Here is a 23,121-nt window from a genome sequence, read left to right as displayed (position 1 = left end):
AGACGGGCCTAGAGGGGGCAGCGGCCCGCCATGCGGCATTCGTGGCGGAGCTTCTCGGCATCGCTCCCACCGAGCGACGCCCACCAGCACTCGATCTCGCCTCGGGGCCGGATGCAGTGGAGGTGACCGACGTATTTGTCGAGGAAAAGCTCGACGCCGGATTGGATCTCCTTGCAGTCGCCGCTTCTCTTCTTCTGGCGCATGAATTTCCCGAACGCTTCGACGTCCCCTGCCAGCGTCGAAAGCTTGCGCGCGTCGGAGTAATTCGCACAGGCGAGGTTTGCGCTGTCGAGCGTCACGGAGTCAGCGGTGGCGGGGCCGGCAGCGAGTAGCGCCAGCGCAATGAGTATCTTCTTCACGACTCGTCTTCCTGTGTGGGTGTCACGTAACGCAAGGCCCGCGCACGGGCCTCCGCCTGTTCCGGGGTGTCATCCTCCCGGGGATCGAGGATCCCGTGCTCCTTGAGCGCGAGAATGGCCTCCGCAACCCTGTCCAGAGTGATCATGGCCTCGTCGACCTGGGTTGCCATCTCATCTCGGCTCCAGATCGCCCGGTGCTCCTCGAGGACGGCCTGGACCGCGGGAGCAGGGAACATCAGCTGCCTCGGGGGCTCGTCAGGCCACAGGTAGGCGTTCCCGCGCTCGACGATCCGCTCCGCCTGCTCCTTGCTGAAACGGCCGGCTTTGTCGGTCCTGGTCGTGTAGCCGAAGCCACCCCTCCAGAAGCGCTGATGCACTCGCGACCAGATCAGGTAATCCTTCTCGGACATCAGTGCCCCCCTCGAATCGTCCGCAGCTCCTCACGGGTCTTTAGCCGAATGAGCTTGATAGTCATGCCCGTGGCTCGGGCGAGTTGCTCGGCGACCGGGACGAGGGAGCGCAGCCGATCGGCATCGGCGGCGATGAGCGGCATAGGGACGCCGCCTATGGTCGCCGCGCAGAGGCCCTCGTTGCCCTGCTCGTCGACCGAAACAAAGGCATAGACCTCGTCGATCCGGAGCAGCTGATTGCCCGGGTTGTGGATGACAGTATCGCCCATGGTCTTCGCGCCAGCCTCGACGAGGTCGTCGATGAAGGTCTTCCAGCTTTTCTCAGTCATTTAGACCTCGCAGCCGGATCCAGTTCCGGCTCGCCATACCTGGCGCGGTACTCGGCGACCAGGCGCTGGCAGTTCGGGACGACCACATCGACGCTGGAAGCCTGCCCGCTGGCATAGTCCCAACCGTCGATGCGCAACTTCCAAAAGACCCGCCGAACGTCGCGCCAGATCTCGTAATACTCGCTGGAGCCCAGGATCTGCCGGCCTTTGTTGGAGACCCGCGCGCCGAGGCACCACGTGATGACGAAGCCGGCGGGGTCAGTATTCATAGCCATGGCTCGTCAGCACCTGTGCCATGTTCGCGCCCTCCCAGGATCCCGGGCGGGTGTGAACCATCTCGACATCGGCGAGGAGCATCTGGATGAGCCCCTCGATCGTGAGCTTCCCGTGCGTGCCCGGGAACTCGCGACCATCATTCACGCTGTCCAGGATGCGCTGGATCGTCTGCGCCTGCTCATCCGAGATCTCTATCTTGAGCTTCACTACTGCCCCCTCTGCTCGTGCGCCTCGAGCGCTTCTGCTGCAGCCTTCGCGAGATCGCGCGCGAATTCTTTCGTGATGCTGGTTTCCCCGTCCCAGTCCTCTGCTGTCTTGGGCGGGTAGCGGTCGTCGAGCATCCGCAGCCACATCGCGCGTGCCATCACCTCGATCCGCTCGCGCGCGTGCTCGTCCCTGTTCCGCAGTAGTTCTAGGGCGTCACGCCGGTTGATCTCCTCGGGCGTGAGCGGGCGACGCTTGAACGAGATCACGTTCGACTCTGGTAAGCCGTCGTCCTGCTCAGCCATGTTGTCTCTCCTCCGCCGCGAGCAGCGCTGCGGCCTCCTCGACCTCGCTGACCATGACCACCTGGATGCCGCTCGATGCGTAGATCTTGCGGAGCTGCTCGAGCGTCGCGCCGGCAGCCTCGAACCGCTCGAGGAGCGCAATGCGCGTCGTGTGCCTGTCGCAGGCGTAGTTCTTGATCTGACGGAGGACGCTCGGATAGTCGTCGCCGACCACTGGCTTGCACTCGACGTGGAGCCACAACCGCTCGGAACACCGCATCACGGCATCCAAGTCTCTAGCCCCGTGGAGGCCATGCGTCCGGAAGTTCTCGCGCCCGTCGATCAGAACCTTCCCGTCGAGGGTTGCGTTGAACGTGACATCCCAGCCGGCCGACTCGAACACGAGGTGTGAGATCGTGATCTCCGCGCCTTGGAACTCCGGGTCTCCGAGTTCCGCCTCCTCTCCTTGTCGCCGAGCGCTCTCCTGGAGATCCTCGACCTCCGTCGTTGCCAGGCTCAGGCATACGGCCCGTGGGTCAGCCCATTTGGGCTCGACGCAGAGCGCTAGCGCGCGGCAGAACTCCTCGTCGAGAAACCGCGCCTGCAGCCTGTTGTGCTCGGGCGTGTCGTCCGTCTTGCCGCCTGCGTTCACGACGGACTGGTAGAGATCCCGCCAGCGCTCAGCGAACCACGGCTGCGCGAGCAGCCATGTGCAGTATTCCTGGTCGCTGATCATCACCTCGACGGGCTGATCCTTGTATTTGCCGAACGGCACGACCTCGCCGCTCTTCGATCGTGTGCCCATCTCGCTCACCTCCCGCGCGAGGTGCCGAAGAGACAGTCGTCGGGCTCCTCCTCGGGCGCCGCGGCAGGGGGCAAGCCTACCCGCTCACGGAACCCGGGATCGGACATCGAGTCCCTCCAGGATGCCTCCTCCCGCACCTCCTGGATGAAGGTGCTGACCATGCGCGGCATCTGATCGACCTGCGCCTTGGTGAGCTCGAGGACAAGTTTCACCTCACCGCTCTCGTCCGCGAAATGGACCTGGAAGCGCTGGCTCTCCCAGTCGTTGGTCGGGCGACCGACAGCCAGCTGCACCTTGGTGGGTATGAGGTGCGCAGCATTGACGACGGATTGTGGTCTCATGGATGACGCCTTTGTTGGTTGTGCGGGAAGAATCCCCTGAGCCCCGTGACACGCACGGGGCTGGAGGGCGTCTCCGTCACTGCCCCTGCTTGCCCTCTGCCTCGAGCGCTTGCTCGATCGCCTCGAGGGTGCCGTCGATCTGCTTCGCCTGCTCCATGATGCGGACAGCATAGACGCGCGACGCTTCCCGCTTCTTCTCCGTCCCTTCACCCCCGAAGATCTCGTTGCTGGTCTGCTCGTCGCGGATCACGCGGACGATCTCGAACAGCTTCATGAGTTCTTTCTGCGCGCTCATGACTGGCCTCCTTTGATCTTCGCGAGGGCCGCTGCGCGATCCTTCTCCTGCACGGGCCGGAAGCCCGCGAACTTGCCGTTCTCGTGGAGGATCTCGTCCCACACGCCCATCGTGTCCCTGTAGATGACACGGCGGGGCTCACTGAAGGGACCGACGAGGAGCCGGCGCTCCTGCAGATCTTGGATGACGAGTTCAGCGTCGTTCGTGACGCTCTTGCCGTTGTCGTGGTCGACGATGCAGACAACGCCCTGGATGAGGCTGACCTCGTAGTCAGCCCGCGGTGGTGCGAACATGTCCTGTGTCCTTTCGTTCGCCTGGTTGAACTTGTTCTGGATCCGGCACACGGGGCCGAAGCCAGCCTCCCGTGAGACGGGGTCTGTGAGGGCCTTGCCGCAGCAGCGGCAGTACGGTGACGCCATCACACCGCTCCGGCATGCTCGATGATGCCTGCGTCCCGGGCCAGCGCGGCCGTCGACGGCCAGCGCTGCATGTCCTTCTGCATCGCAGCCAGGTAGGCGCTCTGCGTCAGCGGCACCTCACAGCGCGCCAGGAGCGTGTCGAGGGCGAGCCACCACTGCGGCGAGACCGTCACAGCCCGAATCCCTCGGATGACGCAGTCACGCGCATCGAGGAGCAGGACCGTGGTGAGCAGCCTCGTCTCGGGCGGAGCGAAGTACACCTGGTTCACGCTCTTGAGGATCTCGCCAGCCTTCGGCTCGACGCCGATCGCATAGGGTGCATCGAAACTGATCTTCTCGCCGAGCAGGGAGAACCACAGGAGCGGCGGGCTCGGGGTCAGCCCGAGCCGCAGCTTGCCCTTTGTGACCATGCGGACCTCCTGGTTGGTCGGGCCAGCGACCATGACCACGAACATGATCGAGGGCGCCTCGCCGGCGGTGATCGAGATCTTCATGCCTTCTTGCCCAGGCTGCACATGGGGGAAGACCGCTCCAACATTGAGGAGCATGTGATCGGTGGGGGCAGTCTCGGGTGGGCGACTCATCCGTCGTCTCCTGTGGGTTGATTGATCAGGACGCAGAGCCCGGTCGTGATGACCGCGCCTGCAATGAGGGCGCAGATCGCGAAGGTGCTCACCAGAGCCCTCGCTTCCTCGTGCGGGCCGCACGCACACGCGCGGCCACGTAGAGCGTGCTGTCACGGGCGAGCTCCCAGGCGACCTGGCGAGTGCGCTCGTCGAGGCCTGCCCGCTGCCAGGCCTCCCGGGAGGCGAGCATTTCCTCGTGGTAGGCGTCGGGGACCGTCTGCCGGCGCCGCATCACCCGCTGAAACATGCGCTCCCGGGCCCCGGCAGCGAGAGCCCAGCCCTGCTCGACGGCATCGAGCGAAGCACCCGCAAAGCGACGATCAAGCATCGGTCTCATCCTCATCGTCGGTCTCAGGGATGACCATTGCATCTGCGACCGCCTTGGCCTTCGCCATCGCCCCGGGAATGGTGAGCAGGCTGCAGAGCAGGGTGACGTAATGCGGGATATCCTCCACGCCGCGCAGCCAGCGATCGACCGTGCGCTCTGCCGCCCCAGTGAGGCGCGCAAACTTGCGCATGCTGAGGTCGAGCCGATTGAGAACAGCGGAGAGTTGCCGGTGAGTCATCCGCGTGTGCTGGTAGCGGCGAGCCGTGGCATCGGGGTTCTCGATGAGCCTGGCCTCGGACACGGCGCGAGCCTCCTGCATCGCTCCCGGCATGGTGAGCAGCGTGCAGAGCACGGCGACGTAGTGCGGGATGTTCTCCGAGCCATCGAGCCAGCGGCGCACGGTGCGCTCGCCTGCTCCGGAGATCCGGCAGAACTGGTCAACCGACTTGATCCCGACGTCGTTGAACGCGTCGGAGAGTTGCCGAGCGGTAATCCGCTCGTATTGGTAGCGTCGAGCCATAATTCGCATGGTCGAATCCTTTGGTGAGGATGGCACTGATGCCGAGGGTTGCGGGTTGGTTAGTGGGCGCGCGTGATCTCCTCGATCCGGCGCCGGATGAGGCGCAGAGCCTGCGGGCTGGACTTCTCGATGTGCTCGTAATCCCAGCCGTCCGCGATGCGAGCGAGGAGCGGCTCCGGGAGCCAGCCGAATCCATCGGCCATGCAATACAATTCCCAGATCTGCTCTTCGGTGAGAGCCTCGCCCATCGCCCCGTTGGAGGCGAGGAACTCCGCGACAAACGCATGGTCGGGGAGCGTCTTGAGGTCGAGGAGCTGCGTGTTCGTCTTCATGATGTGATCCTTTGAGGTTGCCACGATCGGCTGTTGCTTGCTGCTATACGGGATTCTTCACTTCAACACATCTGCGATGTGTCGCAGTGCTGTGATGGTCTCGGGCTCTGCCGGCATGCGCCAGGCCCGGGTGGAGGGCAGGTTGTTGGCGCTCCAGTCGTCGCCATCCCCACCATGCCCCTCGAGATACCAGAGCGTCTGGCCCGAGAGCATCCACTCATGCCCGCCGCCATAGATCCGCAGGTCGGGGCGGTGAGCGTAGAGGATCTCGCCCTGCGGATAGCGTGTGCCCTTGGACGGATACTCGCCCTCGCTGCGGATTCGCTCGACGAGTTCCTGCTCCGCCTTGCGTGCTGCCGCGCGCAGGGTAGCGCGTGCCTTCTCTGCCATCTCCCGCTGCTCGAGCGCAGAGACCTCGTCGTCCGTGGCGGGGCGGTGATAGGCATAGCAGACCATCTCGCCCTCGTGTCCGAGCAGATGGCTGCCCCACAGCGACGGGGCATCGTCGGAGCACCGGAACGCCTTGCCATAGCCCTCGATCACCACCGGGGCGCCACCCTGAGGAAACCGCACCGGGTGGCCCGTGCCGAGTTCCGTCGTCCAGCGGAGCGGGATGAGATACCGGCGCCGGTCACGCTCGATCCTGCGCTGCCGCTGCTCCTCCTCCCGCTCGCGCTTCTCCTGCTCGTGCGCCTCCACCACAGCAGCGACGAGCCTCTCGAGGTCAGGCATTGCAGCATGCAGAGCCTCGACCTGGGTTGCCGGGATCTCCCAGCGGCGATCGTCCTTTGACCAGTGGGCGCCGAGGCTCTTCAGGATGGCAACAGCCTCCTCCTGATACTCGCAGCGCACCATCATCAAGCCATCGAACCGCGGGCGCATGACCGCTACATGCGGGGTGGACATCTTCTCGCCTCTCTCGTGGAGCGCATCGAAGAGAGCATTCGCGTGGGCAATAGCCTGCTTGAGTGCTTCTCTCTCCCGCTCTGCCTCCTCCTTCTCCGTCTCCCGGAGTTGCTCGAGCCAGGCGTCGACACGCTTCCGGTAGCGCTTCGACACCAGCCAGGCCCGCCGGGAGCCATCGAACTTGGCTCCCGGCAGTTGCTTCACCTGTGCCACGAGGGTTGCGACGTAGGGAAACGAGATAGCGAGCGTTTTCTCATCCACCTCGATGACCTTGATCTGAACTCTCACGGTCGATTCCTTTCGGGTTTGCACAATCGCAGGCAGGTTAGACGGGCAGGCGGAGCGCGCGGCGGGCGAGGTCGATCACCTGCTGCAGATGATCCCGGCTGCTATCCACCGAGTCCGGATAGATCAGGGCGCGGCAGGCCTGCACAGCCAGGTCGGTGTCGACGTCGCCGAGGGTCAGGTCTAGAGCAGCGATCTGCTCAGCGGAGCCGCCATGGCGGAGGAGGTCGTCACGGCGGGCCGTCGCAGCCTTGCGGAGTTCACGCTCCCAGGCCGCAGCGGTGGAGTTCAGATCCACCTCGCTCCGGATACCGCCGTTCTCGTTTGCGGTCTCAGCCCAGGTGAACGGCAGGTTCACGAGGGCCTGCCAGTTGGCGAGCGGGATCACACCGGACTCCATCGTGTCCGTGAATCCTGCGCTCTGGCAGTCGACGACAACGTGATAGGCGAGCCGGTCGCCCTCCGCGTGAAAGTCCAGGGCCGCAAACCAATCATCGTTGCCGATCGTGTAGCCCAGGTGCCCGAGGGCATCGAGGTGCTTCAGGAGAGCGGAATCGCTGAGGGTGGTGCGCTTTGACATGGTCTTACATCCTTCTGGGGTTGCACTACTGCAGGGTGAAGCGGGCGCTTCGTGTGAGGCAGGTCGCACGCACTGCCTCAAGGCGAAACGTCAGGCATCCTCGTCGATGATGGTTGCAGTGAAGGGCGCGTCGTCGTCGTCACCGCTCCACTCGTCGCCCTGATCCTCGAGGTTCGAGAGCGCGGCGCGCAACTCTTCGACCTGCTCGGATGACAGTTGCAGGGGGATCTCAACCGGATAGGTAATGCCGTCGGGCGTGGCTGCGATCAGCCAGTCCATCACGGCTTCCTGATCGTCGCCGACCGGGCACGGGTTGGTGCCTTCGTCGGTGGATACCTCGATCATGCCTTCCAGCATGCTCTGGATGGCCCAGGATTCCTGAGCCGATGCGAGCCGAAGCTTCATTGTCGGGGATCCTCTCAGAGTGCGCCGGCAGGAGAGGCGGGGTCCGTGATCGCCTCGACAATAGCGTTGCGCATCTCGTTCCAGTCGTCGGTCTCGAGGAGCACGCCACCATCAACCGGCTGGCCTGCCTCGTCGACCATCATGAGCAGGAAGCGCTTGAACTCCGGCAGTTCACGCTCGTCTCGCTCCGGGTGATCGATGAACAGACGCAGTGAGCAGGAAGCGTTGAGGAACGACGGGCAGGTATCGTTGTGCCAGGAGATGTCGTCGAAGCCCGCGGGGACGTCGTCGGGGATGGCATAGGCCTCGCCGAAAACTTGCTTCCACAGCGGGGTAGCAGCGGGGAGGGGGAGGAGGGGCATGTCGATTCCTTTCAGGCGGAGCAGCACAATCGCCACATCCGGAGTGCTACCGGAGAATGAATTCCCCATCAAGGGGGGCTGAGCGTTTTTGTGATCGCGCACGCGCAGCCCCTCTCCGATTTTGTTAGATCCCGTAGTGCCGGAACCGCTGCGCCATCGTGTAAGCGTCGGTCTCGCGACGTCCGTCGACCGCATAGCGGAGGGAGCCGGTGCGGGTGCGACGCACCGCTACAGCGTGTCCCCGCTCGCGCAGGATCTGCACAGTCAGCCGCGGGCCCGGGGGCATGTGGTGCTCTGCATCGTGACTCGTTCTCATCGTGTGCGCTCCTCAATCTGGGATGATGCCCCTACAGGGGCCAGGACGCAGGGGAGCTGCGCCTGCGCGATTGCGCCTGCGTGCCCCTACGGGGGGATGGTTCGATTGTGTGCGGCGCCGCTACACCGGGCGCCGCTACAGCTGGGGCCCTCAGGCGCCTGTCGGGTTGCCTTCGAAGTCTCGCCGCATGGTGTGGCCGGTTACCTCGAGGTGGATGGTCAGCGCTTCCTGCGCCTGCTCCTGCGTGAACCCATAGAATTCATACACGAGGCGTCGACCGTCGACCGTCGCGCGGACCCTGGCGGGTTCACCTCGAGGCTTGCGGGAGCGCAGGACAAACCTGCGCCCGCGGCACTCAAAGCATGCGCCACGATCGTAGCGCCCAGTGCCGCCGCAGCGGGGGCAGCACACGTTGAATCGTCTCGACATGGTGGAGCCTCTCAAGCCTGGCGCCGGTCCCGCTCTGCGGCCATGGCGCGGCCAGTGCCCAGAGCATCCTCGAGGTCGGGAGTATAGGAGGCAGTCGCCTCGTCCCCCCCTCGATAGTTCACGCGGAATTCGCCTGCGGAATCCCTCTTGCGGATGACGATCTCGAGAGTCGCTAGCTCACGATGAACCGCGGCAAACGTCAGGCGATCGACTCCAATCAGGCAGTAGGAATCGAGCCACACCGGGCCCAGGTTGTTGCGGATTGCGCGCAGGGTAGGGCCCTCGGGCTCATAATCGTCTCGTCCGTTCATCCATCGGCACACGAGGTCTGTGCGCCAGGTGCGGCCGTAGCGGGCGGCAAAGGTCTTTAGAGCCTCCACCATATCGGGAGTCGGTTGCTTCATTGTCCTACCTTTCAGGCGGCACGATCGCCGCGCGGGGATGATGCGGGCATGCGCCAGCATCCAGAGCAATTGCTCTGCCGATGCGCTCCACCAGGAGCGCACTACAGGGCAACGGGAGGCTTGGCGCCTCCGCCGCGGGGGGGGATTAGCTAGCGTCGGATTCGGGAACGTATGGCCGCATATGCAAGCGACCATCGATCTCGAGGAACTCCACGAAATACCGAGTCCCGGGCATACCTGCGTCCGGACCAAACATGCCTTGCAGGGTAGGAGTCAGGACGTTTGCGCCCTCGTCCAGGAGCACGTTGACGGCAATCTTTGCAAACCTGGCGATTAGCTCGCGTCCGTTCACCATAACGGGAGTCTCGCCGAGCGGAATCCCGGGAGTCTTTTTGCGATCCGGGAGCATGAGAATCGCCTTTTTGCCGCTGTGCATTGCTTTCGCGCGGAATTGCATTGGTCGTCCTTTCGAGTGGCACAATCGCCATGGGGAGGGATGAGCGGCGCCGCGGGGGGACTCCCAGCGTCGCCACTACGGGGGGAGGGATTAGGCTTTGCTGGTCGTTACCTTGCCACGCCAGCCAGCCAGCATGCGCGCAACTTGCAAAGCCTCTTTTCGTGAGTCGAGGCGCCCAATGTGGGCGGATTGATCGACTCTCGAGACAATCCAAACCTTGCCTGACTTGGCTACGTGGTAATGCGGTTGACTCATCGTTTAAGCCTCATGATGCGGCACGCGTGCCGCGGTTGATGGGAGCACACGCCAGGCCTGGCACACACGCCAGGAGCGGCACACGCCAGGAGCACACGCCAGGCCTCGAGCCTCTCGAGCGAGCGGCACACGCCAGGCCTGGCCAGGAGCGAGCGCTAGCGCGGCACGCCAACGCCAGGAGCGGCACACGCCAGGAGCGGCACACGCTCGAGCCTCTCGAGGCCTGGCACGCACGCCAGGAGCGAGCGCTAGAGCCTCGAGGCTTGGAACGCTCGAGCACACACGCCAGGCCTGGCACGCTCGAGCCTCTCGAGCGAGCGGCACGCCAGGAGCGAGCGCTAGAACGGAACAACGCCAGGAGCGGCACATTGCCAGGAGCACACACGCTCGAGCGCTCGAGCGGCACACGCCAACGCCAGGAGCGCTAAACGCCAGGAGCGAGCGCTAGAGCGAGCGGCACGCCAGGAGCGGCACACACGCTCGAGCACACACGCCAGGAGCGAGCGCTAGAGCGCAAACAAGCCAATAGCGCTAGCGAACAACGCCAACGCTATTAGCTCTCCGGTTGCCTCGAGGATAAAGCGCAACATGGGGAATCCTTTCGCATGAATGGCACGACTGCCAGGAGCGGCACACACGCGAGCATGTGGCCATTGCTGTAGCGCTCGCATTGGAACGCTACAGAATATGGCCACACGCGTTAGCGGTATTCGAGAATGGATCCGTTGAAATAGATACGCACACGCTCGAGCGTTTCCGGATTGAACAAAAAGACATATTCGCCAGGAAACGTCTTTTGGACCGTATAGCCTCGAGAACGATACAGCGCGGTAACTTGGTCAATCTTTGGCATGGGATTCGCCTTTCGCGCGGTTCAGTAGGGGAATTGATCGTTTAGGAAACGCACCTTGCCTTCAAAAATCGCGATTAGAGTCACGCTCGAGGATTCTTCTGGCGTTGGCGTTTCCCCTAGATCTTCTGCAATCGCGAGCGCTAAAGCCTCTCGAGGATTCGAGGCCTCGACAGTTGCGCAATATCCAGCTGGGGAATCGTGCCAAGGTGCGGAATGGATAACGGTATAGGTGCGCATTGGATTCGCCTTTCGGTTACCTGGCACAATCGCCAGGAGCGGCACACGCTCGCGTGTGGCCATTGCTGCAGCGCTCGCTATGGAACGCTGCAGAATATGGCCACACGTTATCCGACAACGAATCCGGATTGATCTGTAATCGCCTTGCCTTTGGCATAGAGCGCAACAACCGCCGCTTGCGGATCCAAATGGCGCACGTCCGTATCATCGCCGTCAACGACTGGCATGCCCATAAACGTCTCTCCGGACGTGAGATAATGCTCAACCGCGGCACGCGAGCGGAAAACAACCGCAATGCGCATGTGCTTTTCAATCGCCCTACGGACGAAAGGAGCGAATTGCGGCACGCCAGAATAGCTAAAGGTTAGATCATAGTTCGCTGGCACGTTACGATTAGGAATCTTTGTGTAATCGTAAAACTGGATATCGGCATGCGCTTGCGGCACACCATAGCGCTCCCAAAGGATATCGGTTGTTCCGTTCAAGCGAACTAGCAGAATGAAGCCTTGCCTCTCCGCTTGTGCTTTCGCGAGTCTAATTTCCTTGTGCAATTGCTTTAGGAAACGCTCGCGATACTGGATCCAATAGAGCGCTTTCCGCAAGCGTGCCATTTGATTGACGTCAAACGTGCCACGTCCGGAAAGGTTTAGGCATGGATCCGCACAACGTGCCAGGAGCGCTAGAGCGCAAAGATTCTGGCCACTAATGGCATGCGGCGCCATATACAGAATCGCCGTCATGAATCCGATTTTTTCGCCTTTGATAGTCTTAGCGTCGGATTCGATCCGGATTAGCCTCTCCGGAAACTTGGCGAACAAGTGACACCAATTCTCCTCAATATCTTTCCGCAACTCCGGATCAAGCTTGGAAAGATCGAAGATAATATCAGCGGCGGTATAAACCTTTTTCGCCTTTGGCGCTTTCGCCTTGTTCGCCTTAGGAGCGGTTGCTTTTGTTGCTTTACGTGTGGCCATTGCTTGGAATCCTTTTTGGAGCGGCACGATTGCCAGGAGCGAGAGAGGGAAACGCCAGGATTAGGCGAACGCGATAAGCGACAAGGCGCCAATGAACGCCAGGCCGAACAAGTTGAACGAAACGAACGGGATTAGATCATGCATCGGCTTAGATCCTCTTAGGTGCGGCACGACTGCCAGGAGCGAGCGACTCGCGTCGCCCGCAATTTGTGTAGGGGAATCCGTTCCCCGCTGCAAGCGGCACGTTCCCCAAAATCGCATTATGCAGCCCCTAGCAGGTTTCCCCGCTAGAGCCTCGAGCGCTTTGCAGCTGTAACGCTCGAGCCTCGAGCCTCTCGAGCGGCACGCCAGGAGCGGCACGCCAGGAGCGAGCGGCACGCCAGGAGCGAGCGGCACGCCAGGAGCACACACGCTCTAATGTGCCAGGCCTCGAGCGCTTTGCAGCTGTAGCGCTAGAGCGTGCCAGGAGCGGCACACGCCAAGCCTCGAGCCTCTCGAGCGTTGCAAGCCTCATGTGCTCGAGCATTGCCAGGCCTCGAGCCTCTCGAGCCTCTCGAGCATTGCCAGGCCTCGAGCGTGCCAGGCCTCGAGCGGCACGCCAGGAGCGAGCGTGCCAGGCCTCGAGCCGATGCCAACGTCGTTGACGTTAGGGGATACCGGGTGACGTTAAGGAATGACGTTGGGGAAACCGCGACCGCGCCGGGGGTCAGGAATCGCGGACGTGGGGTAAAAAAACCCCATGAGAGGCATTTTTGAGGGGTTTACCTCGGGGAAGCCTTTCTCCATCATGGCCCCGAATCGAGCACCTGGGGGCTATGGGCGTCGTGCGTCTTACCCAAATCGACGGGAAACTGCCGAACCTGGCCCTGATGCGCCTCTCAGCCTTCCATCGGGCCCGGGGAGACGAGATCCGCTTCACCAGGTCGGTGTATCGGCATCTCGACGAGCCATCCTACGACGCCGTCTATGGCAGTGCCATCTTCCAGTTCTCCTCCGATCGGGTGGAGCGGCTGCGTGCGGAATTCCCGGATGCGATCATCGGGGGCACGGGCACGAGATCGGCGTTCACGGTCGAGCAGCTCCCGGGCTTTGCGGAGAGCGGCTTCGACTACTCGCTCTATCCCGGCTTTGAGGCGAGCATCGGCTTCTCGCAGCGCGGCTGCCGGCTCAGTTGCAAGTTCTGCGTGGTCCCCTGGAAGGAGGGTAAGCCTCGGGCCGAGGCGACGATCGCGCAGATCTGGCGTGGCGAACCGCACCCGAAGCACATCCATCTCTTGGACAACGACTTCTTCGGTGCGCCTGGCTGGCAGGACCGCATCGAGGAGATCCGTGCGGGCGGCTACAAGGTCTGCTTCAACCAGGGCATCAACGTCCGGAAGATCGACGAGGAGGTCGCTGCGGCGCTGGCGCGCATTGAGTATCGCGACGACCAGTTCCGCAGGCGGAGGCTCTACTGCGCGTGGGACAACCTCAAGGATGAGGAGACGTTCTTCCGGGGCGTCGACATCCTCGAGGCGCATGGCATCCCGCCGCGCCATCTCATGGCATTCATGCTCATTGGCTTCGCGAAGGGCGAGACGTGGGAGCGCATCCACTATCGCTTCCGGCGCATGACGGAGAGGGGAATCCTCCCTTATCCGATGGTCTTTGACATCCGAGCCACGGATCCTGAGCGCTACCGCCGGCTGAAGGCGTTCCAGCGCTGGGTGAACACAGGTCTCTATCGGGCGGGGATTCCGTTCGAGGAGTACGACGTCAACCGCAGGCGCGGTGACGGCCCTGACGAGCGGCAGGGTAATCTTTTCCGCTTCAACTACTGACAGGTGAGGACCAGGAATGCTTGCTGCGCAGGAGAACCAGCCGTCGGATATGGCGACGGGGATCGCCGAGATCCTGAGACCGAAAGTCGAGACCATCCGCTCGAAATCCGAGGCCAAGCCCGCGGAGGCCAAACAGTCGCCTTTGCTGTCGGCTATCCACGACGAAGACCAGCCCATGGGCGAGTCCGTCAAGCGGCTGTTGGAGGCGATGGAGACGTTGCCCCGCCTGGAGCGCGAACTGGCGTCGCTGCTCGAGATGGTCGCGGGCTCGCCGGAACGGCACGAGGTCATTCATGTCGGGATCCCGCAGCACGGGGAATTGCCGGTCAACGTGCCGGTGATGGAGCTCATCCGTGCCAAGCGCAACGAGATCGCGGCGTTGATGAGCCGTGTGGATGATCACCACCGCGAACTGTGTGCCGCGGCCGATCGGCTCTACATCTTCGACCCCAATGCTCCGGCGAGGGCTGGGCGGCGCAATGGCTGAGAAACTGCAACTCGTCTGCGACCGCTGCGGCGAGGAGTCGGAACTGTTCGACTCCAAGGATGACAGCGCGCGTCCGTGGGACCGCTTCCACCAGGTTTCCATCGACACGAGCGATCTTCCCAACCACGCGCCACTCTACGGCTTCGATCCCCACGGCTGTCAGGTCTACCTGCTCTGTGGGGGATGTGTGGCCGATGTTCTCGGGACATTCCGTGTGGCCCTACGCAGGACAGCCCATGCCTGAGCCTCGCTTCACGCCTGCCGAGCTCGCCAAGTGTGCGCGGCGCGAGCTCGGTTGGCGGCACCGGGTTTACCCGCGCCGCGTCTCTCACGGCGGTCGCCTCGATGCTCAGACGGCCCAGCGCGAGATCGCGATGATGGAAGCCATTGCAGAGCATTTCGAGAGGCTCGCGGCCGAGGAGCGTCGCACAGGCGACCTGTTCGGCGAGATCGAGCCGGCCCAAGGCCCCGGCGATCTGCCGGCGGCGCGCTCATTCATGGACTAGCGATGAGGAAGCGCTCAAAGGAACGCGTCGTCGATCACCAGCGCGCCCAGGAGATCATCCGGCGCGCGATGATCAAGGCTTTGCACGAGTGCGCGGACCCGAACGATCCCGCGGCCTTCATCGTGATCGTCTCAGCCTGTCTCTCGTCCGTGGTCGCCGCGTCGATCTCGGCCGAGTACGTCCGCGATCCCGCAAGGCGCGAGCAGGTCGTCTCGAGCATCACCGCTCAGATGGCTGACATGCTGCGGCTCGAGCTCGATCGGCGGCTGCAGGCTGAGCTCGCCAGGAGTACACACTGATGGGATTCCTGAACTACAACGAAGCCCCCGAAGAAACCGTCCAGGTCACCGGGCAAGCGTCGCTCGAGGACGAGGGTAATGGCTGGGAGTGGGCGATCGTCGAGATCTTCGGTCACCGGAAGCACGCTGGCCGCACGCGTGAGGAGGAGCGCTTCGGCACCAAGATGCTGCGGATAGATGTGCCGAACAAGGGGGATCCGGCCACCCATGGCTGGACGACGCACTACTACGGCGGCAGCGCGATCTTCTCTTACTCGCTGACGGACGAGTCCTCGGCGATGCGCGCGAACAAGCCGTATGAGCCTCCCGCGCGCTATTCGCTTCCAGCCCCTGACGACGATGACGAGAGAGAGCTTATCGATGAAGACGACCGACCTTTCTGAAGCAGTTGATAAGACCGTATCGATCAAGCCGTCGCCTTGCCCGTGGTGTGGCGTGGTTCAGGACATGGCGAGCGGCGCCGGCCACCAGAAGACGCCGGAGCCCGAGGACGTCAGCCTTTGCATCGACTGCGGAGAATGGACGGTCTTTACCGAGACGCTCGGACTGCGGAAGCCGACCGACAACGAGTTCATCGAGATCGGCCAGAGGACGGATTGCCGCCTGCTCAGGATGGTCTGGACGAAGGTCGATGCACAGCGGCGGCAAGGCAATGAGCGACAAGCCTGACCTCGTGGAGCGGTTGCGCGAGGAGGCGGATCTGTGCCGCGCTGAGACAGCCACCGACGTCGCCGAGCTGCTCGACGAGGCCGCTGACCAAATCGAGAACATCCGGGGCCACGCATTCCACCAAGAGCGTCGGGCCGAGGAGTTCGACAAGGGGCTTGATATCGCGACTGCCGACTACCGGTCGCTCAGTGCCGAAACCGAGCGCCTGCGAACTGCAATCGAGCATGCTTATGGCGCGCTCTGGCGGGACACGCGAAGCAGCCCGATCGCCAGCGAGGCCCGCAAGATCCTGCTCGCGGTCCTCGACCGGGAGGGTCAGCGGCGCGGCGCCCAGTGGGCGCAAGATCGCTTCGGCCCCGTGAGGAAGTGGCCCTAATGGCTCTGACGCTCTACGAATACCGGGCAGTCATCGTCTCCGTGTATGACGGCGATACCGTGCGGGCTGACATCGACTGCGGCTTCGGGATCTGGAAGCGCAACGAGCCCTTGAGGTTGTATGGCATCGACACGCCGGAGATCCGCGGTGCCGAGCGTGAGCAGGGACTGCTCGCCCGGGACGCGCTCGCGCGGCGGATCCTCCAGCGCGAGGTTGAGCTCCGCACCATCAAGCCATCCACGAAGACGCTCCCGGCCCAAGAGGTGCGCGATAAGTACGGACGATACCTGGCCGTCATCTGGGACGCGCAGGGCAATGTTAACGAATGGCTGGTGGAGCAGGGCTTCGCGGCGCCGTATGTCGTGTGAAAGCGGAGTGCAATGAGTCCTCTCATCTCGGTCGGTTTGGCGACCTTGCTCAATCTCTGGTGCTTCGTGCATCTCGGGGGCCTGATCAACTTCTGCGCGGCGATCATCGTCACCGCGATCTTCATCTCCAAGGCTGAGAGCCTGCAGTGAGCAGCATCGTCGAGGAGGCCCAGCGGCTCCGGCGCATTGCGGAAGCGGGCCCGATCGGCAAGAGGCATTCCAGCTTCGCCCTGTATGAGCTTTTGGGACACTGCATGCGGCTCGCCGAGCGATGCCGTGATCCGAGCGAGTTCGCGGAGCTGCAGCGGCTCTTCCTCGATCAACCGCGATCTGGGAATCGACGCTATATCGAGAACGGCAGCGATGAGTTCACCCTGGTCTGCAGGTTCGTGTTTGCCGACCTGCGCAGCGGGACGGAGCGCTCCAACGCGTCGAGGTACGCTCACTGCCTGCGCGAGGCCGCGAAGCGGCAGATCGGAAGTGCGACGCTGGTGGAGTTCCTCAAAGAGGAGGGCGGCATCAACGCCCTGTTCCTCGGTCGCCCGCTCTCGCGACAGACGGTGACGACCAAGACGCTGCGGCTCACCGAGCCGATCACCGTGGGCAAGGGTGTGAAGTTCACCGTCACCCTGATCCGCAATCCCGACAACACCTATTCCGTGATCGAGGGGCCCTGATGCCGTATTTCCGCAAAGTCGTGATGTTCGCGGACGGCGCCAAAGGCGCGGCCAAGCAAGTTTACGGCATCTGGTGGGGAGCTAAAGACAAAGCGGAGATCGACACCGGAATCACCGAGATGTGGAGCCGCAAGGACCGGCGGGATCCGGGGATCACGACCTATGCGCGCGGCGAGAAGGTCGGCGCCGCCAAGGATCTGGTAAACGAGTGGGCGGCGGAAAACGGCAAGGAGCCCCTATGAGGGCCAAGGAATGGCAGCCGATGGAGATGGCGGTGTGTATTGGCTTCGATGCCCTCAGAATAGCGACGGGCCGGAAGCCGAAGCATTTCACCGTTGCTGAAGTTCTACGCTGGCTGACACTTGCCGCCGAGCGGGTGTGAGGGCGGAGGGCGTGACGTCCTCACGGGAGAAGTAAAAATGCTGCACGGGGCGCACGCTCACCCACATCATCCACTACATCACATATGGCTCATAATAATGGACGAAGAAAGCGCCGAGATCGACGCTTGGATTGCTTCGATTTTATTGGCGGAGGGCGTGGAACCCCAACCCTCCGATTTCTGAGCCTGACGGAGCCCCTGCGACCGATTGAATCGGCTGGTGGGGAATCCTTGAATCAAATCAAGGGGATTCGTGCATCTGTGCAATGCCGAAGCGCAGGCCTCGGCCTGCCGCATTGCAATTTTGCAGTTGACTCGTTTGTGCAGGTTGTGATTCGCTTTTCGGCACAGGTGAGAATCCGCAATCTGAATGCCCAAGGTACTGGGGAAGAAGCCCCCCAGAGCGCGCCTCACCCGCTCCTCCAAGCCGTTCCGCACCCCGCCTACCGAACGAGGCTATGACGCCCGCTGGACCCGCTATTCGAAGCGCTACCGGCAGCGAAACCCGTTCTGTGTGCGGTGCCTGGAGAACGGGCGCACGACGCTGATCGTCGAGGGTGCTACGGGCGTGGTCGATCACAAGCGGCCGATCACCGAGGGGGGCGCGATGTGGGACGAGCTCAACCACTGGGGCCTGTGTACCTACCACCACTCCGGTTGGAAGGCGCAGCTCGAGCGCTATGCGCGTGAGACCGGGCAGATGGATCGCATCATCGCCTGGTGTGATGACCCGACGCAGAGACCGAAGTTTCGAGGGGACACGAGTTGAGAACATGCTGACCACGATCCTGCTTGTCATCCTCATTCTGATCCTGATCGGCGCGCTCCCGACGTGGAATTACAGCCGCTCTTGGGGCTACGGCCCGTCAGGCATCATCCTCGTGGTGTTCGTTCTTCTCCTCATCTTCGCGGTGACCGGACACTTCTGACCCATGACGCGCGGCGTTGAACCCGATCCACGCCGGCTTGGTCGCCGGCCGGCGTTTGATGATCGTGATCGCCGCTTTGCGCTGCAGCGCGTCTCGGTTCCTCCGACGCGGACCAGCAAGTATTGGCTGTGTAGGGGAGGGCCGCTCGATCAGGGCTACACCAGCCAGTGTGTTGCGTATGCTGGTACGCGTTACCTGACCACGCATCCGGTCGTGAACGTGCCCCATCTGATGCCGCACCAACTCTACCTAGAGTGCCAGCGTCTCGACGAGTGGCCAGGCGAAGAGCCTGATTATGAGGGCACCAGCGTCCGCGCTCTGTTTAAGGTGCTGAAGCGCGACGGCTTCATCACCGAGTATCGCTGGGCCTGGAACGCCGAGATGGTGATGGGGCATCTGCTCATGACGGGCCCCATGGTCCTTGGTACCGACTGGACCGAGCGCATGTTCGACCCCGACCCGTATGGGTTTATCTGGGACGAGGGCGAGTCGTTTGGTGGTCACGCGTATCTCGCGATCGGCGCCAATCGGAAGAAGCCGTGCCCTGATGGCAGCACGGGTGCGATCCGGATCCTGAATTCTTGGTCGGGCAGTTGGGGCCAGAACGGGCGTGCCTGGATGTCCCTAAAGGTGCTCGACAGGTTGCTCACCCGACATGGTGAGGCCTGCATCGCCACGGAAATCAAACGTGCAGCATGAGGCCCAAGCGTCAGACGCTCGCGCAGGCTGGCCGCGGGGATCCGAATGTCCTCGCCCACCCATCCTACCGGGCGATTCCCGACTGCCTGTTTCCTCTGTTCACCGAGGCAGCGCGCAAGGAATATGACACGCTCGCGCGCCTCCTCTACGACGCCGGCCATCTCACGGCCGACAAGCATCGCTCGCTCTCGTCGTATGTCGCGCAGTTCGACAACGTCCATCGTGCCGTGGCTGACGGGAAGCAGATCAGAGCCAGTACCTTTGTCCAGATGGACAAGGCTCGGGCTGCGTTAGGACTCGATGACCTCGACAAGCCGATCGCCGCGCCGGAATCAGCGCCGATCAACAAGTTCGCGCGGGCAGGTTTCGCGTGCCGCCGCCGATAAGCGCTTCCCGCTCATCGAGGTCGAAGGGCAGTCCTACCCGGACTACCCAGGCATGGCGGTTTGGTACTGCGAAGAAGTCTCAGCTGGTCGAGTGCCCGCCTGTGAAGAAGAAATCCAGGCCTGCCGCCGCTTCCTGGACATGCGACGGCTCGCCCTCAGCGGACGCGCAGAATACTTCTGGTCGGACGCACACGTCGTAGATCCATGTGCCTTCATCGAGCTTCTCCCACACGTCAAAGCGTTCGAGGGCACGATCGTGCTCGAGCCGGTGCAGTGCTGGTGGGTCGCCGGCATATTTGGCTTCCGGGAACGTGGCACGGGGCTCAGATGGGTCCGCTCGGCATCGTTGTGGGTACCGCGCAAGAACACGAAGACGACGCTGTCGACGGGGATCGTGTTGTACTGCGCTAACTGCGAGAACGAGCCAGGCGCCGAGGTCACGATCTCGGCAGGCTCCGAGAAGCAAGCCGCGATCCCGTACAACGTGATCCGCGAGACGCTCAAGAAGGAGCCAGACCTCGTCGACCTGTATCAGGCACACGACACCCGCGATTACACGGAGTTCCGCGCCACGGGATCGAAGATAACCCTCGCGACGAGCAAAGCGGAAAACTTGGACGGCTACAACCCGCACCTGGTCCTCGCCGAGGAGCTGCACGCACAGAGCCAGGCGGTGATTGGCGTCTTGAAGACGGCGATGGGCTCACGCCGCAACCCGTTGTTCCTGTCGATCTCGACAGCCGGCCGCGACACCAATTCGCCAGCCTATGACGACTGGAAGGCGAGCCTTGCGGTGCTCAAGGGCCGGATGCGCAATGATCGGCTCTTCACGGTCATCTATGCCGGGAGCAAAGAGGACACCGACAAGCGATTCGACCTCAAGGTGGTCGAGAAGGTCAATCCGCTCTGGGGTGTCTCGCTCACCAAGGCGGCGATCGAGGAGGAGATCGCGGAAGCACGCAAGAGCCCCGCGAAGCTCAACGAGTACCTCCGGACTCGCCTTAACGTCTGGTCGCGCGCCGCCGGCAATCTCATCTCGGTGGACGATTGGAACGCGTGCGCGAACCCAGCGCTCAACCTCGATGCGTTCCGCGGCTATCCGATGTACGTCGGCCTCGACCTCGCGAGCCGGAACGACCTCAATGCGGCTGCCTTCCTGGTGAAAGTCGGCGACCGCCTCTACACCGTCGCGAAGTATTGGCTCGGCCGCAACTGCCCGCGCATGACCGACGATCGCTTCGCGGATGCCTTTGCGGCCTGGGCCCAGGAAGGCTGGCTCGAGCTCACCGACGCGCATGGCGGCACCTTCGTCGACTACAAGATCATCTTGAAGCGCGTGCTCGACATGCTCGAGGGCCACATCGTGATCGGCGTTGGCCTGGACGACTACCAGGCGAACCTTATGGCGTCGGAAATCGAGCTCGCCGGCCATCCCACGTTCATCGTCCAGAAGAACGCCCGGTCACTGACGCCGGCTACGGAAGACCTGATCGCCCGCGTGGGCAATACGGAGCTTCTGGAGCATGACGGCAACCCCGTCACGGCTTGGTGCGCCGGCAACGTTGTGGGCTACTACGACGCCAACTCCAACGTGCTCCCCAAAAAGGAGACGAAGGATTCGAAGGCGAACATCGACGGCATTGACGCGACGATCATCGGCAACGTCATCCGCCTCGATCACGAAGCCGGCGTGCTGGGCATGGATCGGCGCGAGCGTGAGAAGCCGAACCCCTATCTCGCCCGCGGGCTCGCAGGACAGGCAGCATGAGAGACATCCTGGACCTCTCCGCGAAGGCCTCGGACGTGGTCCCCGTCGCGTCGACCATCGATCCCGAGTTCTGGCAGGAGATCGGGCTGAGCCCCGATTTCTGGCCATCCTTCGGGTGGAATGTCCCGGATCCGCGCCGCTTGGAGAGCGTCGGGCTGGCGTTGGCGGTTCAGTGCGCCGCGGTCAAAGCGCGGGACATTGCAAAGGCCGGCATGAAGCTCTGGCGCCGGCAGGGACGACGCTGGACCGAGGTCGAGCCAGGCGCGCACTGGTTTGCGCGGATGCTGGCGCGCAAGCCCAATAGCATCCACTCCTGGGGCGAGTTCTGGAGGATGGTGATAATCCATCTCGAGCTCGCCCAGAATTCGTACATTTTGAAGCGCGTCACGCGGCTCGGTGACGTCCTCGAGCTCTTGCCTCTGCAGCCGGCGCGCTGCCGCCCACGCATCAGCGATACCGGGCGCCTGTTCTACGAGATCAATGCAGCCACCGAGTTCGAGCGTGCGCAGCTCGGCGAGAGTGTCATCATTGTCCCGGCCGAACGGATCATTCATTTGCGCGGCAAGTTGCTCGATGGGCTGGAAGGCCTGAGCAACGCGAGGCTCGGGCATCCGGTGTTCGAACTGCTCGGCGCGATCTCGAGCTACCAGACAAGCCTCTTCGGCTCCGATGGCAAGCAACCCCTCGTGTTCGAAACCGACCGGGACTTCGGCAATGCGGAGCTCGCCGATGCCGCGTTCCGGCGCCTGAAGGAGCAGCTGACCGAGCGCACCCGCAAGGCACGCACGCACGGCGACCCGATTCTCTTGGAGGCGGGGCTCAAGGCCAAGGCGATTGCCGTCAACGCGCGCGACGCCCTGACCACCGAGTCCTACAATCAGATGGTGATGAGGATCTGCGGCCTGATGGAAGTGCCGCCGCACAAGGTTCATCATTACGGCGACGGTAGCAAGTACGACAACCAGGCTGCCGCGAACAACGCCTACGCCAACGACTCCTTGATCCCGATCGCGGACAACATCGAAGAGAAGTTTAGGAACGAACTGCTCCCCGAGGACGAGTGGGACGATCACTGGCCTGAATTCGATCGCATGTCGCTCCTGGCCGGCGATCCGAAAACGTTGATGGATGTCATCGATAAGGCGGTGAAAGACGGTCTCATCGAGGTCAACGAGGCTCGCGAGCGTCTGCCGCTCGGGCTCTCTCCGCTCGAGCAGGGTGGCGACGTGCGCCTGGTGCCGGTCAACTTCGCGATCGTCGACAGGCAGGGGAACGTCATCCAGCAAGCGGCCACGGGTCAAAACCAGGGCACAGGGCAGGGCGGTCAGAACGAGGATGAGGACGAGCAGCGCGCGGCGCGCGAGCGCTCTCTCCGCCTGGCGGTGAACAACGACTGATGTTCCAGATCGGCGCCGTCACGGTCGAAGTTCAGGACGACTATACGGTCACGACGTTTCCGGATGGGCGGCAGCTGCACGCCCGTCACAGCGGCCACGCCGACCAGGCCGAAACCGCTGCGAGGCTCGGTTATTCGAGTGTCGAGGCTATGAACCGCGAGCACGATCTCACCCATGCGTTGCTCGCCTATTGGCTCGGGCTGCCATGGTCGCCGACGCTGCGGGACGTCGTCACGAACACGCCGGCCACGGAGATCCACTACCTGGAAGAGGAAGCGGTTCTCGCCATTCAGCGATTTGCGGTGGCGATGGGTGTCGACCTCCTCGAGGTCGCGCGACGGATCTCCCGGAGCGCCTGAGCCTTGGT

At 63.0% G+C, this 23,121-nt stretch carries 43 protein-coding genes; 20 read left to right on the top strand and 23 right to left on the bottom strand.

Annotation, left to right across the window (positions count from 1 at the left end; translation table 11 throughout):
- Positions 1-8 precede the first annotated feature (8 nt).
- From BN1233_RS40310 to BN1233_RS40210, 23 genes are all read right to left on the bottom strand, one after another.
- Positions 9-359 carry a hypothetical protein gene (locus BN1233_RS40310; RefSeq protein ID WP_046869314.1) on the bottom strand — a complete coding sequence of 117 codons (351 nt, stop codon included), beginning with the start codon at positions 357-359 and terminating at the stop codon, positions 9-11.
- Positions 356-769, bottom strand: coding sequence for a hypothetical protein (locus BN1233_RS40305; RefSeq protein ID WP_046869313.1), 414 nt, complete (start codon positions 767-769; stop codon positions 356-358). The genes BN1233_RS40310 and BN1233_RS40305 overlap by 4 nt, the downstream gene beginning before the upstream one ends.
- The gene (locus BN1233_RS40300) at positions 769-1,098 is read right to left on the bottom strand and encodes a hypothetical protein (protein ID WP_046869312.1); all 330 of its coding nucleotides are present in this window, start codon (positions 1,096-1,098) and stop codon (positions 769-771) included. Before BN1233_RS40300 ends, BN1233_RS40305 begins: the two co-directional genes overlap by 1 nt.
- Positions 1,095-1,367: a hypothetical protein gene (locus BN1233_RS40295; protein ID WP_048710766.1), complete on the bottom strand. Its 273-nt coding sequence runs from the start codon at positions 1,365-1,367 to the stop codon at positions 1,095-1,097. Before BN1233_RS40295 ends, BN1233_RS40300 begins: the two co-directional genes overlap by 4 nt.
- On the bottom strand, positions 1,357-1,581 hold the full coding sequence (locus tag BN1233_RS40290; protein ID WP_046869310.1) for a hypothetical protein: 225 nt from the start codon (positions 1,579-1,581) through the stop codon (positions 1,357-1,359). The genes BN1233_RS40295 and BN1233_RS40290 overlap by 11 nt, the downstream gene beginning before the upstream one ends.
- Positions 1,581-1,883: a hypothetical protein gene (locus tag BN1233_RS40285; RefSeq protein WP_046869309.1), complete on the bottom strand. Its 303-nt coding sequence runs from the start codon at positions 1,881-1,883 to the stop codon at positions 1,581-1,583. The genes BN1233_RS40290 and BN1233_RS40285 overlap by 1 nt, the downstream gene beginning before the upstream one ends.
- Complete coding sequence (locus BN1233_RS40280; RefSeq protein WP_046869308.1) at positions 1,876-2,667, bottom strand: hypothetical protein; 792 nt, start codon at positions 2,665-2,667, stop codon at positions 1,876-1,878. The genes BN1233_RS40285 and BN1233_RS40280 overlap by 8 nt, the downstream gene beginning before the upstream one ends.
- A gap of 5 nt (positions 2,668-2,672) precedes the next feature.
- Positions 2,673-3,008, bottom strand: a complete 336-nt coding sequence (locus BN1233_RS40275) for a hypothetical protein (protein WP_046869307.1) — start codon at positions 3,006-3,008, stop codon at positions 2,673-2,675.
- Positions 3,009-3,084: 76 nt separating this feature from the next.
- Positions 3,085-3,303, bottom strand: a complete 219-nt coding sequence (locus BN1233_RS40270; protein WP_046869306.1) for a hypothetical protein — start codon at positions 3,301-3,303, stop codon at positions 3,085-3,087.
- Positions 3,300-3,722 (bottom strand): DUF6011 domain-containing protein, encoded by a 423-nt coding sequence (locus BN1233_RS40265; protein WP_046869305.1) that lies wholly within the window; start codon positions 3,720-3,722, stop codon positions 3,300-3,302. Before BN1233_RS40265 ends, BN1233_RS40270 begins: the two co-directional genes overlap by 4 nt.
- Complete coding sequence (locus BN1233_RS40260) at positions 3,722-4,306, bottom strand: hypothetical protein (RefSeq protein WP_048710764.1); 585 nt, start codon at positions 4,304-4,306, stop codon at positions 3,722-3,724. Before BN1233_RS40260 ends, BN1233_RS40265 begins: the two co-directional genes overlap by 1 nt.
- A gap of 88 nt (positions 4,307-4,394) precedes the next feature.
- On the bottom strand, positions 4,395-4,676 hold the full coding sequence (locus tag BN1233_RS40255) for a hypothetical protein (RefSeq protein WP_046869303.1): 282 nt from the start codon (positions 4,674-4,676) through the stop codon (positions 4,395-4,397).
- Positions 4,669-5,205: a hypothetical protein gene (locus BN1233_RS40250; protein WP_147707824.1), complete on the bottom strand. Its 537-nt coding sequence runs from the start codon at positions 5,203-5,205 to the stop codon at positions 4,669-4,671. Before BN1233_RS40250 ends, BN1233_RS40255 begins: the two co-directional genes overlap by 8 nt.
- Before the next feature lie 50 nt (positions 5,206-5,255).
- Complete coding sequence (locus BN1233_RS40245) at positions 5,256-5,528, bottom strand: hypothetical protein (RefSeq protein ID WP_048710762.1); 273 nt, start codon at positions 5,526-5,528, stop codon at positions 5,256-5,258.
- 57 nt (positions 5,529-5,585) lie between these two features.
- On the bottom strand, positions 5,586-6,722 hold the full coding sequence (locus tag BN1233_RS40240) for a hypothetical protein (protein ID WP_046869301.1): 1,137 nt from the start codon (positions 6,720-6,722) through the stop codon (positions 5,586-5,588).
- A gap of 37 nt (positions 6,723-6,759) precedes the next feature.
- Positions 6,760-7,299, bottom strand: a complete 540-nt coding sequence (locus BN1233_RS40235; protein ID WP_046869300.1) for a hypothetical protein — start codon at positions 7,297-7,299, stop codon at positions 6,760-6,762.
- A 90-nt stretch (positions 7,300-7,389) separates the two neighbouring features.
- The gene (locus BN1233_RS40230) at positions 7,390-7,704 is read right to left on the bottom strand and encodes a hypothetical protein (RefSeq protein WP_046869299.1); all 315 of its coding nucleotides are present in this window, start codon (positions 7,702-7,704) and stop codon (positions 7,390-7,392) included.
- Between the two features lie 14 nt (positions 7,705-7,718).
- Positions 7,719-8,066 carry a hypothetical protein gene (locus tag BN1233_RS40225; RefSeq protein WP_147707823.1) on the bottom strand — a complete coding sequence of 116 codons (348 nt, stop codon included), beginning with the start codon at positions 8,064-8,066 and terminating at the stop codon, positions 7,719-7,721.
- A 124-nt stretch (positions 8,067-8,190) separates the two neighbouring features.
- On the bottom strand, positions 8,191-8,382 hold the full coding sequence (locus BN1233_RS47990) for a hypothetical protein (protein ID WP_048710804.1): 192 nt from the start codon (positions 8,380-8,382) through the stop codon (positions 8,191-8,193).
- Positions 8,383-8,532: 150 nt separating this feature from the next.
- Complete coding sequence (locus BN1233_RS47985) at positions 8,533-8,811, bottom strand: hypothetical protein (protein WP_147707822.1); 279 nt, start codon at positions 8,809-8,811, stop codon at positions 8,533-8,535.
- 11 nt (positions 8,812-8,822) lie between these two features.
- On the bottom strand, positions 8,823-9,215 hold the full coding sequence (locus tag BN1233_RS48955) for a hypothetical protein (RefSeq protein WP_048710802.1): 393 nt from the start codon (positions 9,213-9,215) through the stop codon (positions 8,823-8,825).
- Positions 9,216-9,360: 145 nt separating this feature from the next.
- Positions 9,361-9,624 carry a hypothetical protein gene (locus tag BN1233_RS40215; protein WP_147707821.1) on the bottom strand — a complete coding sequence of 88 codons (264 nt, stop codon included), beginning with the start codon at positions 9,622-9,624 and terminating at the stop codon, positions 9,361-9,363.
- Between the two features lie 1,500 nt (positions 9,625-11,124).
- The gene (locus BN1233_RS40210) at positions 11,125-11,991 is read right to left on the bottom strand and encodes a GP88 family protein (RefSeq protein WP_046869296.1); all 867 of its coding nucleotides are present in this window, start codon (positions 11,989-11,991) and stop codon (positions 11,125-11,127) included.
- Positions 11,992-12,806: 815 nt separating this feature from the next.
- On the opposite strand from BN1233_RS40210, the gene BN1233_RS40205 reads away from it, so the two are divergent.
- The 20 genes from BN1233_RS40205 (at position 12,807) to BN1233_RS40120 (ending at position 23,113) form a co-directional block, all read left to right on the top strand.
- Positions 12,807-13,811, top strand: coding sequence for a radical SAM protein (locus tag BN1233_RS40205; RefSeq protein ID WP_046869295.1), 1,005 nt, complete (start codon positions 12,807-12,809; stop codon positions 13,809-13,811).
- A 49-nt stretch (positions 13,812-13,860) separates the two neighbouring features.
- Entirely contained in the window at positions 13,861-14,298 is a 438-nt protein-coding gene (locus BN1233_RS40200; RefSeq protein ID WP_147707820.1) for a hypothetical protein, read from the top strand.
- Entirely contained in the window at positions 14,291-14,542 is a 252-nt protein-coding gene (locus BN1233_RS40195; protein ID WP_046869293.1) for a hypothetical protein, read from the top strand. Before BN1233_RS40200 ends, BN1233_RS40195 begins: the two co-directional genes overlap by 8 nt.
- Positions 14,535-14,804 (top strand): hypothetical protein, encoded by a 270-nt coding sequence (locus tag BN1233_RS40190; protein ID WP_046869292.1) that lies wholly within the window; start codon positions 14,535-14,537, stop codon positions 14,802-14,804. The genes BN1233_RS40195 and BN1233_RS40190 overlap by 8 nt, the downstream gene beginning before the upstream one ends.
- Positions 14,805-14,806: 2 nt before the next feature.
- Positions 14,807-15,103, top strand: a complete 297-nt coding sequence (locus BN1233_RS40185; RefSeq protein ID WP_046869291.1) for a hypothetical protein — start codon at positions 14,807-14,809, stop codon at positions 15,101-15,103.
- Entirely contained in the window at positions 15,103-15,486 is a 384-nt protein-coding gene (locus tag BN1233_RS43945; RefSeq protein ID WP_048710800.1) for a hypothetical protein, read from the top strand. The genes BN1233_RS40185 and BN1233_RS43945 overlap by 1 nt, the downstream gene beginning before the upstream one ends.
- The gene (locus BN1233_RS40175; protein WP_147707819.1) at positions 15,464-15,772 is read left to right on the top strand and encodes a hypothetical protein; all 309 of its coding nucleotides are present in this window, start codon (positions 15,464-15,466) and stop codon (positions 15,770-15,772) included. The genes BN1233_RS43945 and BN1233_RS40175 overlap by 23 nt, the downstream gene beginning before the upstream one ends.
- A complete protein-coding gene (locus tag BN1233_RS40170; RefSeq protein ID WP_046869289.1) occupies positions 15,756-16,148 on the top strand; it encodes a hypothetical protein in 393 nt (130 codons plus the stop codon). Before BN1233_RS40175 ends, BN1233_RS40170 begins: the two co-directional genes overlap by 17 nt.
- Positions 16,148-16,516, top strand: a complete 369-nt coding sequence (locus BN1233_RS40165; protein WP_046869288.1) for a thermonuclease family protein — start codon at positions 16,148-16,150, stop codon at positions 16,514-16,516. Before BN1233_RS40170 ends, BN1233_RS40165 begins: the two co-directional genes overlap by 1 nt.
- A gap of 12 nt (positions 16,517-16,528) precedes the next feature.
- The gene (locus tag BN1233_RS47980; RefSeq protein WP_154678356.1) at positions 16,529-16,666 is read left to right on the top strand and encodes a hypothetical protein; all 138 of its coding nucleotides are present in this window, start codon (positions 16,529-16,531) and stop codon (positions 16,664-16,666) included.
- A gap of 104 nt (positions 16,667-16,770) precedes the next feature.
- Positions 16,771-17,193 (top strand): hypothetical protein, encoded by a 423-nt coding sequence (locus tag BN1233_RS40160; RefSeq protein WP_147707818.1) that lies wholly within the window; start codon positions 16,771-16,773, stop codon positions 17,191-17,193.
- Positions 17,193-17,435, top strand: a complete 243-nt coding sequence (locus BN1233_RS40155) for a hypothetical protein (protein WP_046869286.1) — start codon at positions 17,193-17,195, stop codon at positions 17,433-17,435. Before BN1233_RS40160 ends, BN1233_RS40155 begins: the two co-directional genes overlap by 1 nt.
- Positions 17,432-17,575 carry a hypothetical protein gene (locus tag BN1233_RS47975; protein WP_154678355.1) on the top strand — a complete coding sequence of 48 codons (144 nt, stop codon included), beginning with the start codon at positions 17,432-17,434 and terminating at the stop codon, positions 17,573-17,575. Before BN1233_RS40155 ends, BN1233_RS47975 begins: the two co-directional genes overlap by 4 nt.
- Positions 17,576-17,945: 370 nt before the next feature.
- Positions 17,946-18,344 carry an HNH endonuclease gene (locus BN1233_RS40150; protein ID WP_048710796.1) on the top strand — a complete coding sequence of 133 codons (399 nt, stop codon included), beginning with the start codon at positions 17,946-17,948 and terminating at the stop codon, positions 18,342-18,344.
- 4 nt (positions 18,345-18,348) lie between these two features.
- Positions 18,349-18,504, top strand: a complete 156-nt coding sequence (locus BN1233_RS45650; RefSeq protein WP_082145941.1) for a DUF3309 family protein — start codon at positions 18,349-18,351, stop codon at positions 18,502-18,504.
- A gap of 3 nt (positions 18,505-18,507) precedes the next feature.
- Positions 18,508-19,203 (top strand): C1 family peptidase, encoded by a 696-nt coding sequence (locus tag BN1233_RS40140; protein ID WP_147707817.1) that lies wholly within the window; start codon positions 18,508-18,510, stop codon positions 19,201-19,203.
- Entirely contained in the window at positions 19,200-19,589 is a 390-nt protein-coding gene (locus BN1233_RS40135) for a hypothetical protein (protein ID WP_046869284.1), read from the top strand. The genes BN1233_RS40140 and BN1233_RS40135 overlap by 4 nt, the downstream gene beginning before the upstream one ends.
- Positions 19,590-19,680: 91 nt before the next feature.
- The gene (locus BN1233_RS40130) at positions 19,681-21,357 is read left to right on the top strand and encodes a terminase large subunit (RefSeq protein WP_046869283.1); all 1,677 of its coding nucleotides are present in this window, start codon (positions 19,681-19,683) and stop codon (positions 21,355-21,357) included.
- Positions 21,354-22,754, top strand: a complete 1,401-nt coding sequence (locus BN1233_RS40125; protein ID WP_052764131.1) for a phage portal protein — start codon at positions 21,354-21,356, stop codon at positions 22,752-22,754. Before BN1233_RS40130 ends, BN1233_RS40125 begins: the two co-directional genes overlap by 4 nt.
- Complete coding sequence (locus tag BN1233_RS40120) at positions 22,754-23,113, top strand: hypothetical protein (RefSeq protein ID WP_046869282.1); 360 nt, start codon at positions 22,754-22,756, stop codon at positions 23,111-23,113. The genes BN1233_RS40125 and BN1233_RS40120 overlap by 1 nt, the downstream gene beginning before the upstream one ends.
- Positions 23,114-23,121: the final 8 nt, after the last annotated feature.

The organism is Microvirga massiliensis (assembly GCF_001006805.1).
Taxonomy (GTDB): Bacteria; Pseudomonadota; Alphaproteobacteria; order Rhizobiales; family Beijerinckiaceae; genus Microvirga; species Microvirga massiliensis.
This window is presented reverse-complemented; position numbering and strand designations above follow the sequence as displayed.

Coding starts and splice junctions, on each gene's coding strand:
- BN1233_RS40150 (WP_048710796.1), top strand. CDS start 17,946: ATGCCCAAGGTACTGGGGAAGAAGCCCCCCAGAGCGCGCCTCACCCGC.
- BN1233_RS40225 (WP_147707823.1), bottom strand. CDS start 8,066: ATGCCCCTCCTCCCCCTCCCCGCTGCTACCCCGCTGTGGAAGCAAGTT.
- BN1233_RS40160 (WP_147707818.1), top strand. CDS start 16,771: ATGCGGCTCGCCGAGCGATGCCGTGATCCGAGCGAGTTCGCGGAGCTG.
- BN1233_RS40125 (WP_052764131.1), top strand. CDS start 21,354: ATGAGAGACATCCTGGACCTCTCCGCGAAGGCCTCGGACGTGGTCCCC.
- BN1233_RS40235 (WP_046869300.1), bottom strand. CDS start 7,299: ATGTCAAAGCGCACCACCCTCAGCGATTCCGCTCTCCTGAAGCACCTC.
- BN1233_RS40200 (WP_147707820.1), top strand. CDS start 13,861: ATGGCGACGGGGATCGCCGAGATCCTGAGACCGAAAGTCGAGACCATC.
- BN1233_RS40250 (WP_147707824.1), bottom strand. CDS start 5,205: ATGCGAATTATGGCTCGACGCTACCAATACGAGCGGATTACCGCTCGG.
- BN1233_RS40215 (WP_147707821.1), bottom strand. CDS start 9,624: ATGCTCCCGGATCGCAAAAAGACTCCCGGGATTCCGCTCGGCGAGACT.
- BN1233_RS48955 (WP_048710802.1), bottom strand. CDS start 9,215: ATGAAGCAACCGACTCCCGATATGGTGGAGGCTCTAAAGACCTTTGCC.
- BN1233_RS43945 (WP_048710800.1), top strand. CDS start 15,103: ATGGGATTCCTGAACTACAACGAAGCCCCCGAAGAAACCGTCCAGGTC.
- BN1233_RS47975 (WP_154678355.1), top strand. CDS start 17,432: ATGAGGGCCAAGGAATGGCAGCCGATGGAGATGGCGGTGTGTATTGGC.
- BN1233_RS47980 (WP_154678356.1), top strand. CDS start 16,529: ATGAGTCCTCTCATCTCGGTCGGTTTGGCGACCTTGCTCAATCTCTGG.
- BN1233_RS40140 (WP_147707817.1), top strand. CDS start 18,508: ATGACGCGCGGCGTTGAACCCGATCCACGCCGGCTTGGTCGCCGGCCG.
- BN1233_RS40270 (WP_046869306.1), bottom strand. CDS start 3,303: ATGAGCGCGCAGAAAGAACTCATGAAGCTGTTCGAGATCGTCCGCGTG.
- BN1233_RS40165 (WP_046869288.1), top strand. CDS start 16,148: ATGGCTCTGACGCTCTACGAATACCGGGCAGTCATCGTCTCCGTGTAT.
- BN1233_RS40300 (WP_046869312.1), bottom strand. CDS start 1,098: ATGACTGAGAAAAGCTGGAAGACCTTCATCGACGACCTCGTCGAGGCT.
- BN1233_RS47985 (WP_147707822.1), bottom strand. CDS start 8,811: ATGTCGAGACGATTCAACGTGTGCTGCCCCCGCTGCGGCGGCACTGGG.
- BN1233_RS40230 (WP_046869299.1), bottom strand. CDS start 7,704: ATGAAGCTTCGGCTCGCATCGGCTCAGGAATCCTGGGCCATCCAGAGC.
- BN1233_RS40260 (WP_048710764.1), bottom strand. CDS start 4,306: ATGAGTCGCCCACCCGAGACTGCCCCCACCGATCACATGCTCCTCAAT.
- BN1233_RS40275 (WP_046869307.1), bottom strand. CDS start 3,008: ATGAGACCACAATCCGTCGTCAATGCTGCGCACCTCATACCCACCAAG.
- BN1233_RS40185 (WP_046869291.1), top strand. CDS start 14,807: ATGAGGAAGCGCTCAAAGGAACGCGTCGTCGATCACCAGCGCGCCCAG.
- BN1233_RS40285 (WP_046869309.1), bottom strand. CDS start 1,883: ATGGCTGAGCAGGACGACGGCTTACCAGAGTCGAACGTGATCTCGTTC.
- BN1233_RS40245 (WP_048710762.1), bottom strand. CDS start 5,528: ATGAAGACGAACACGCAGCTCCTCGACCTCAAGACGCTCCCCGACCAT.
- BN1233_RS47990 (WP_048710804.1), bottom strand. CDS start 8,382: ATGAGAACGAGTCACGATGCAGAGCACCACATGCCCCCGGGCCCGCGG.
- BN1233_RS40265 (WP_046869305.1), bottom strand. CDS start 3,722: ATGGCGTCACCGTACTGCCGCTGCTGCGGCAAGGCCCTCACAGACCCC.
- BN1233_RS45650 (WP_082145941.1), top strand. CDS start 18,349: ATGCTGACCACGATCCTGCTTGTCATCCTCATTCTGATCCTGATCGGC.
- BN1233_RS40195 (WP_046869293.1), top strand. CDS start 14,291: ATGGCTGAGAAACTGCAACTCGTCTGCGACCGCTGCGGCGAGGAGTCG.
- BN1233_RS40280 (WP_046869308.1), bottom strand. CDS start 2,667: ATGGGCACACGATCGAAGAGCGGCGAGGTCGTGCCGTTCGGCAAATAC.
- BN1233_RS40295 (WP_048710766.1), bottom strand. CDS start 1,367: ATGAATACTGACCCCGCCGGCTTCGTCATCACGTGGTGCCTCGGCGCG.
- BN1233_RS40120 (WP_046869282.1), top strand. CDS start 22,754: ATGTTCCAGATCGGCGCCGTCACGGTCGAAGTTCAGGACGACTATACG.
- BN1233_RS40255 (WP_046869303.1), bottom strand. CDS start 4,676: ATGCTTGATCGTCGCTTTGCGGGTGCTTCGCTCGATGCCGTCGAGCAG.
- BN1233_RS40305 (WP_046869313.1), bottom strand. CDS start 769: ATGTCCGAGAAGGATTACCTGATCTGGTCGCGAGTGCATCAGCGCTTC.
- BN1233_RS40170 (WP_046869289.1), top strand. CDS start 15,756: ATGAGCGACAAGCCTGACCTCGTGGAGCGGTTGCGCGAGGAGGCGGAT.
- BN1233_RS40155 (WP_046869286.1), top strand. CDS start 17,193: ATGCCGTATTTCCGCAAAGTCGTGATGTTCGCGGACGGCGCCAAAGGC.
- BN1233_RS40190 (WP_046869292.1), top strand. CDS start 14,535: ATGCCTGAGCCTCGCTTCACGCCTGCCGAGCTCGCCAAGTGTGCGCGG.
- BN1233_RS40175 (WP_147707819.1), top strand. CDS start 15,464: ATGAAGACGACCGACCTTTCTGAAGCAGTTGATAAGACCGTATCGATC.
- BN1233_RS40205 (WP_046869295.1), top strand. CDS start 12,807: ATGGGCGTCGTGCGTCTTACCCAAATCGACGGGAAACTGCCGAACCTG.
- BN1233_RS40135 (WP_046869284.1), top strand. CDS start 19,200: ATGAGGCCCAAGCGTCAGACGCTCGCGCAGGCTGGCCGCGGGGATCCG.
- BN1233_RS40210 (WP_046869296.1), bottom strand. CDS start 11,991: ATGGCCACACGTAAAGCAACAAAAGCAACCGCTCCTAAGGCGAACAAG.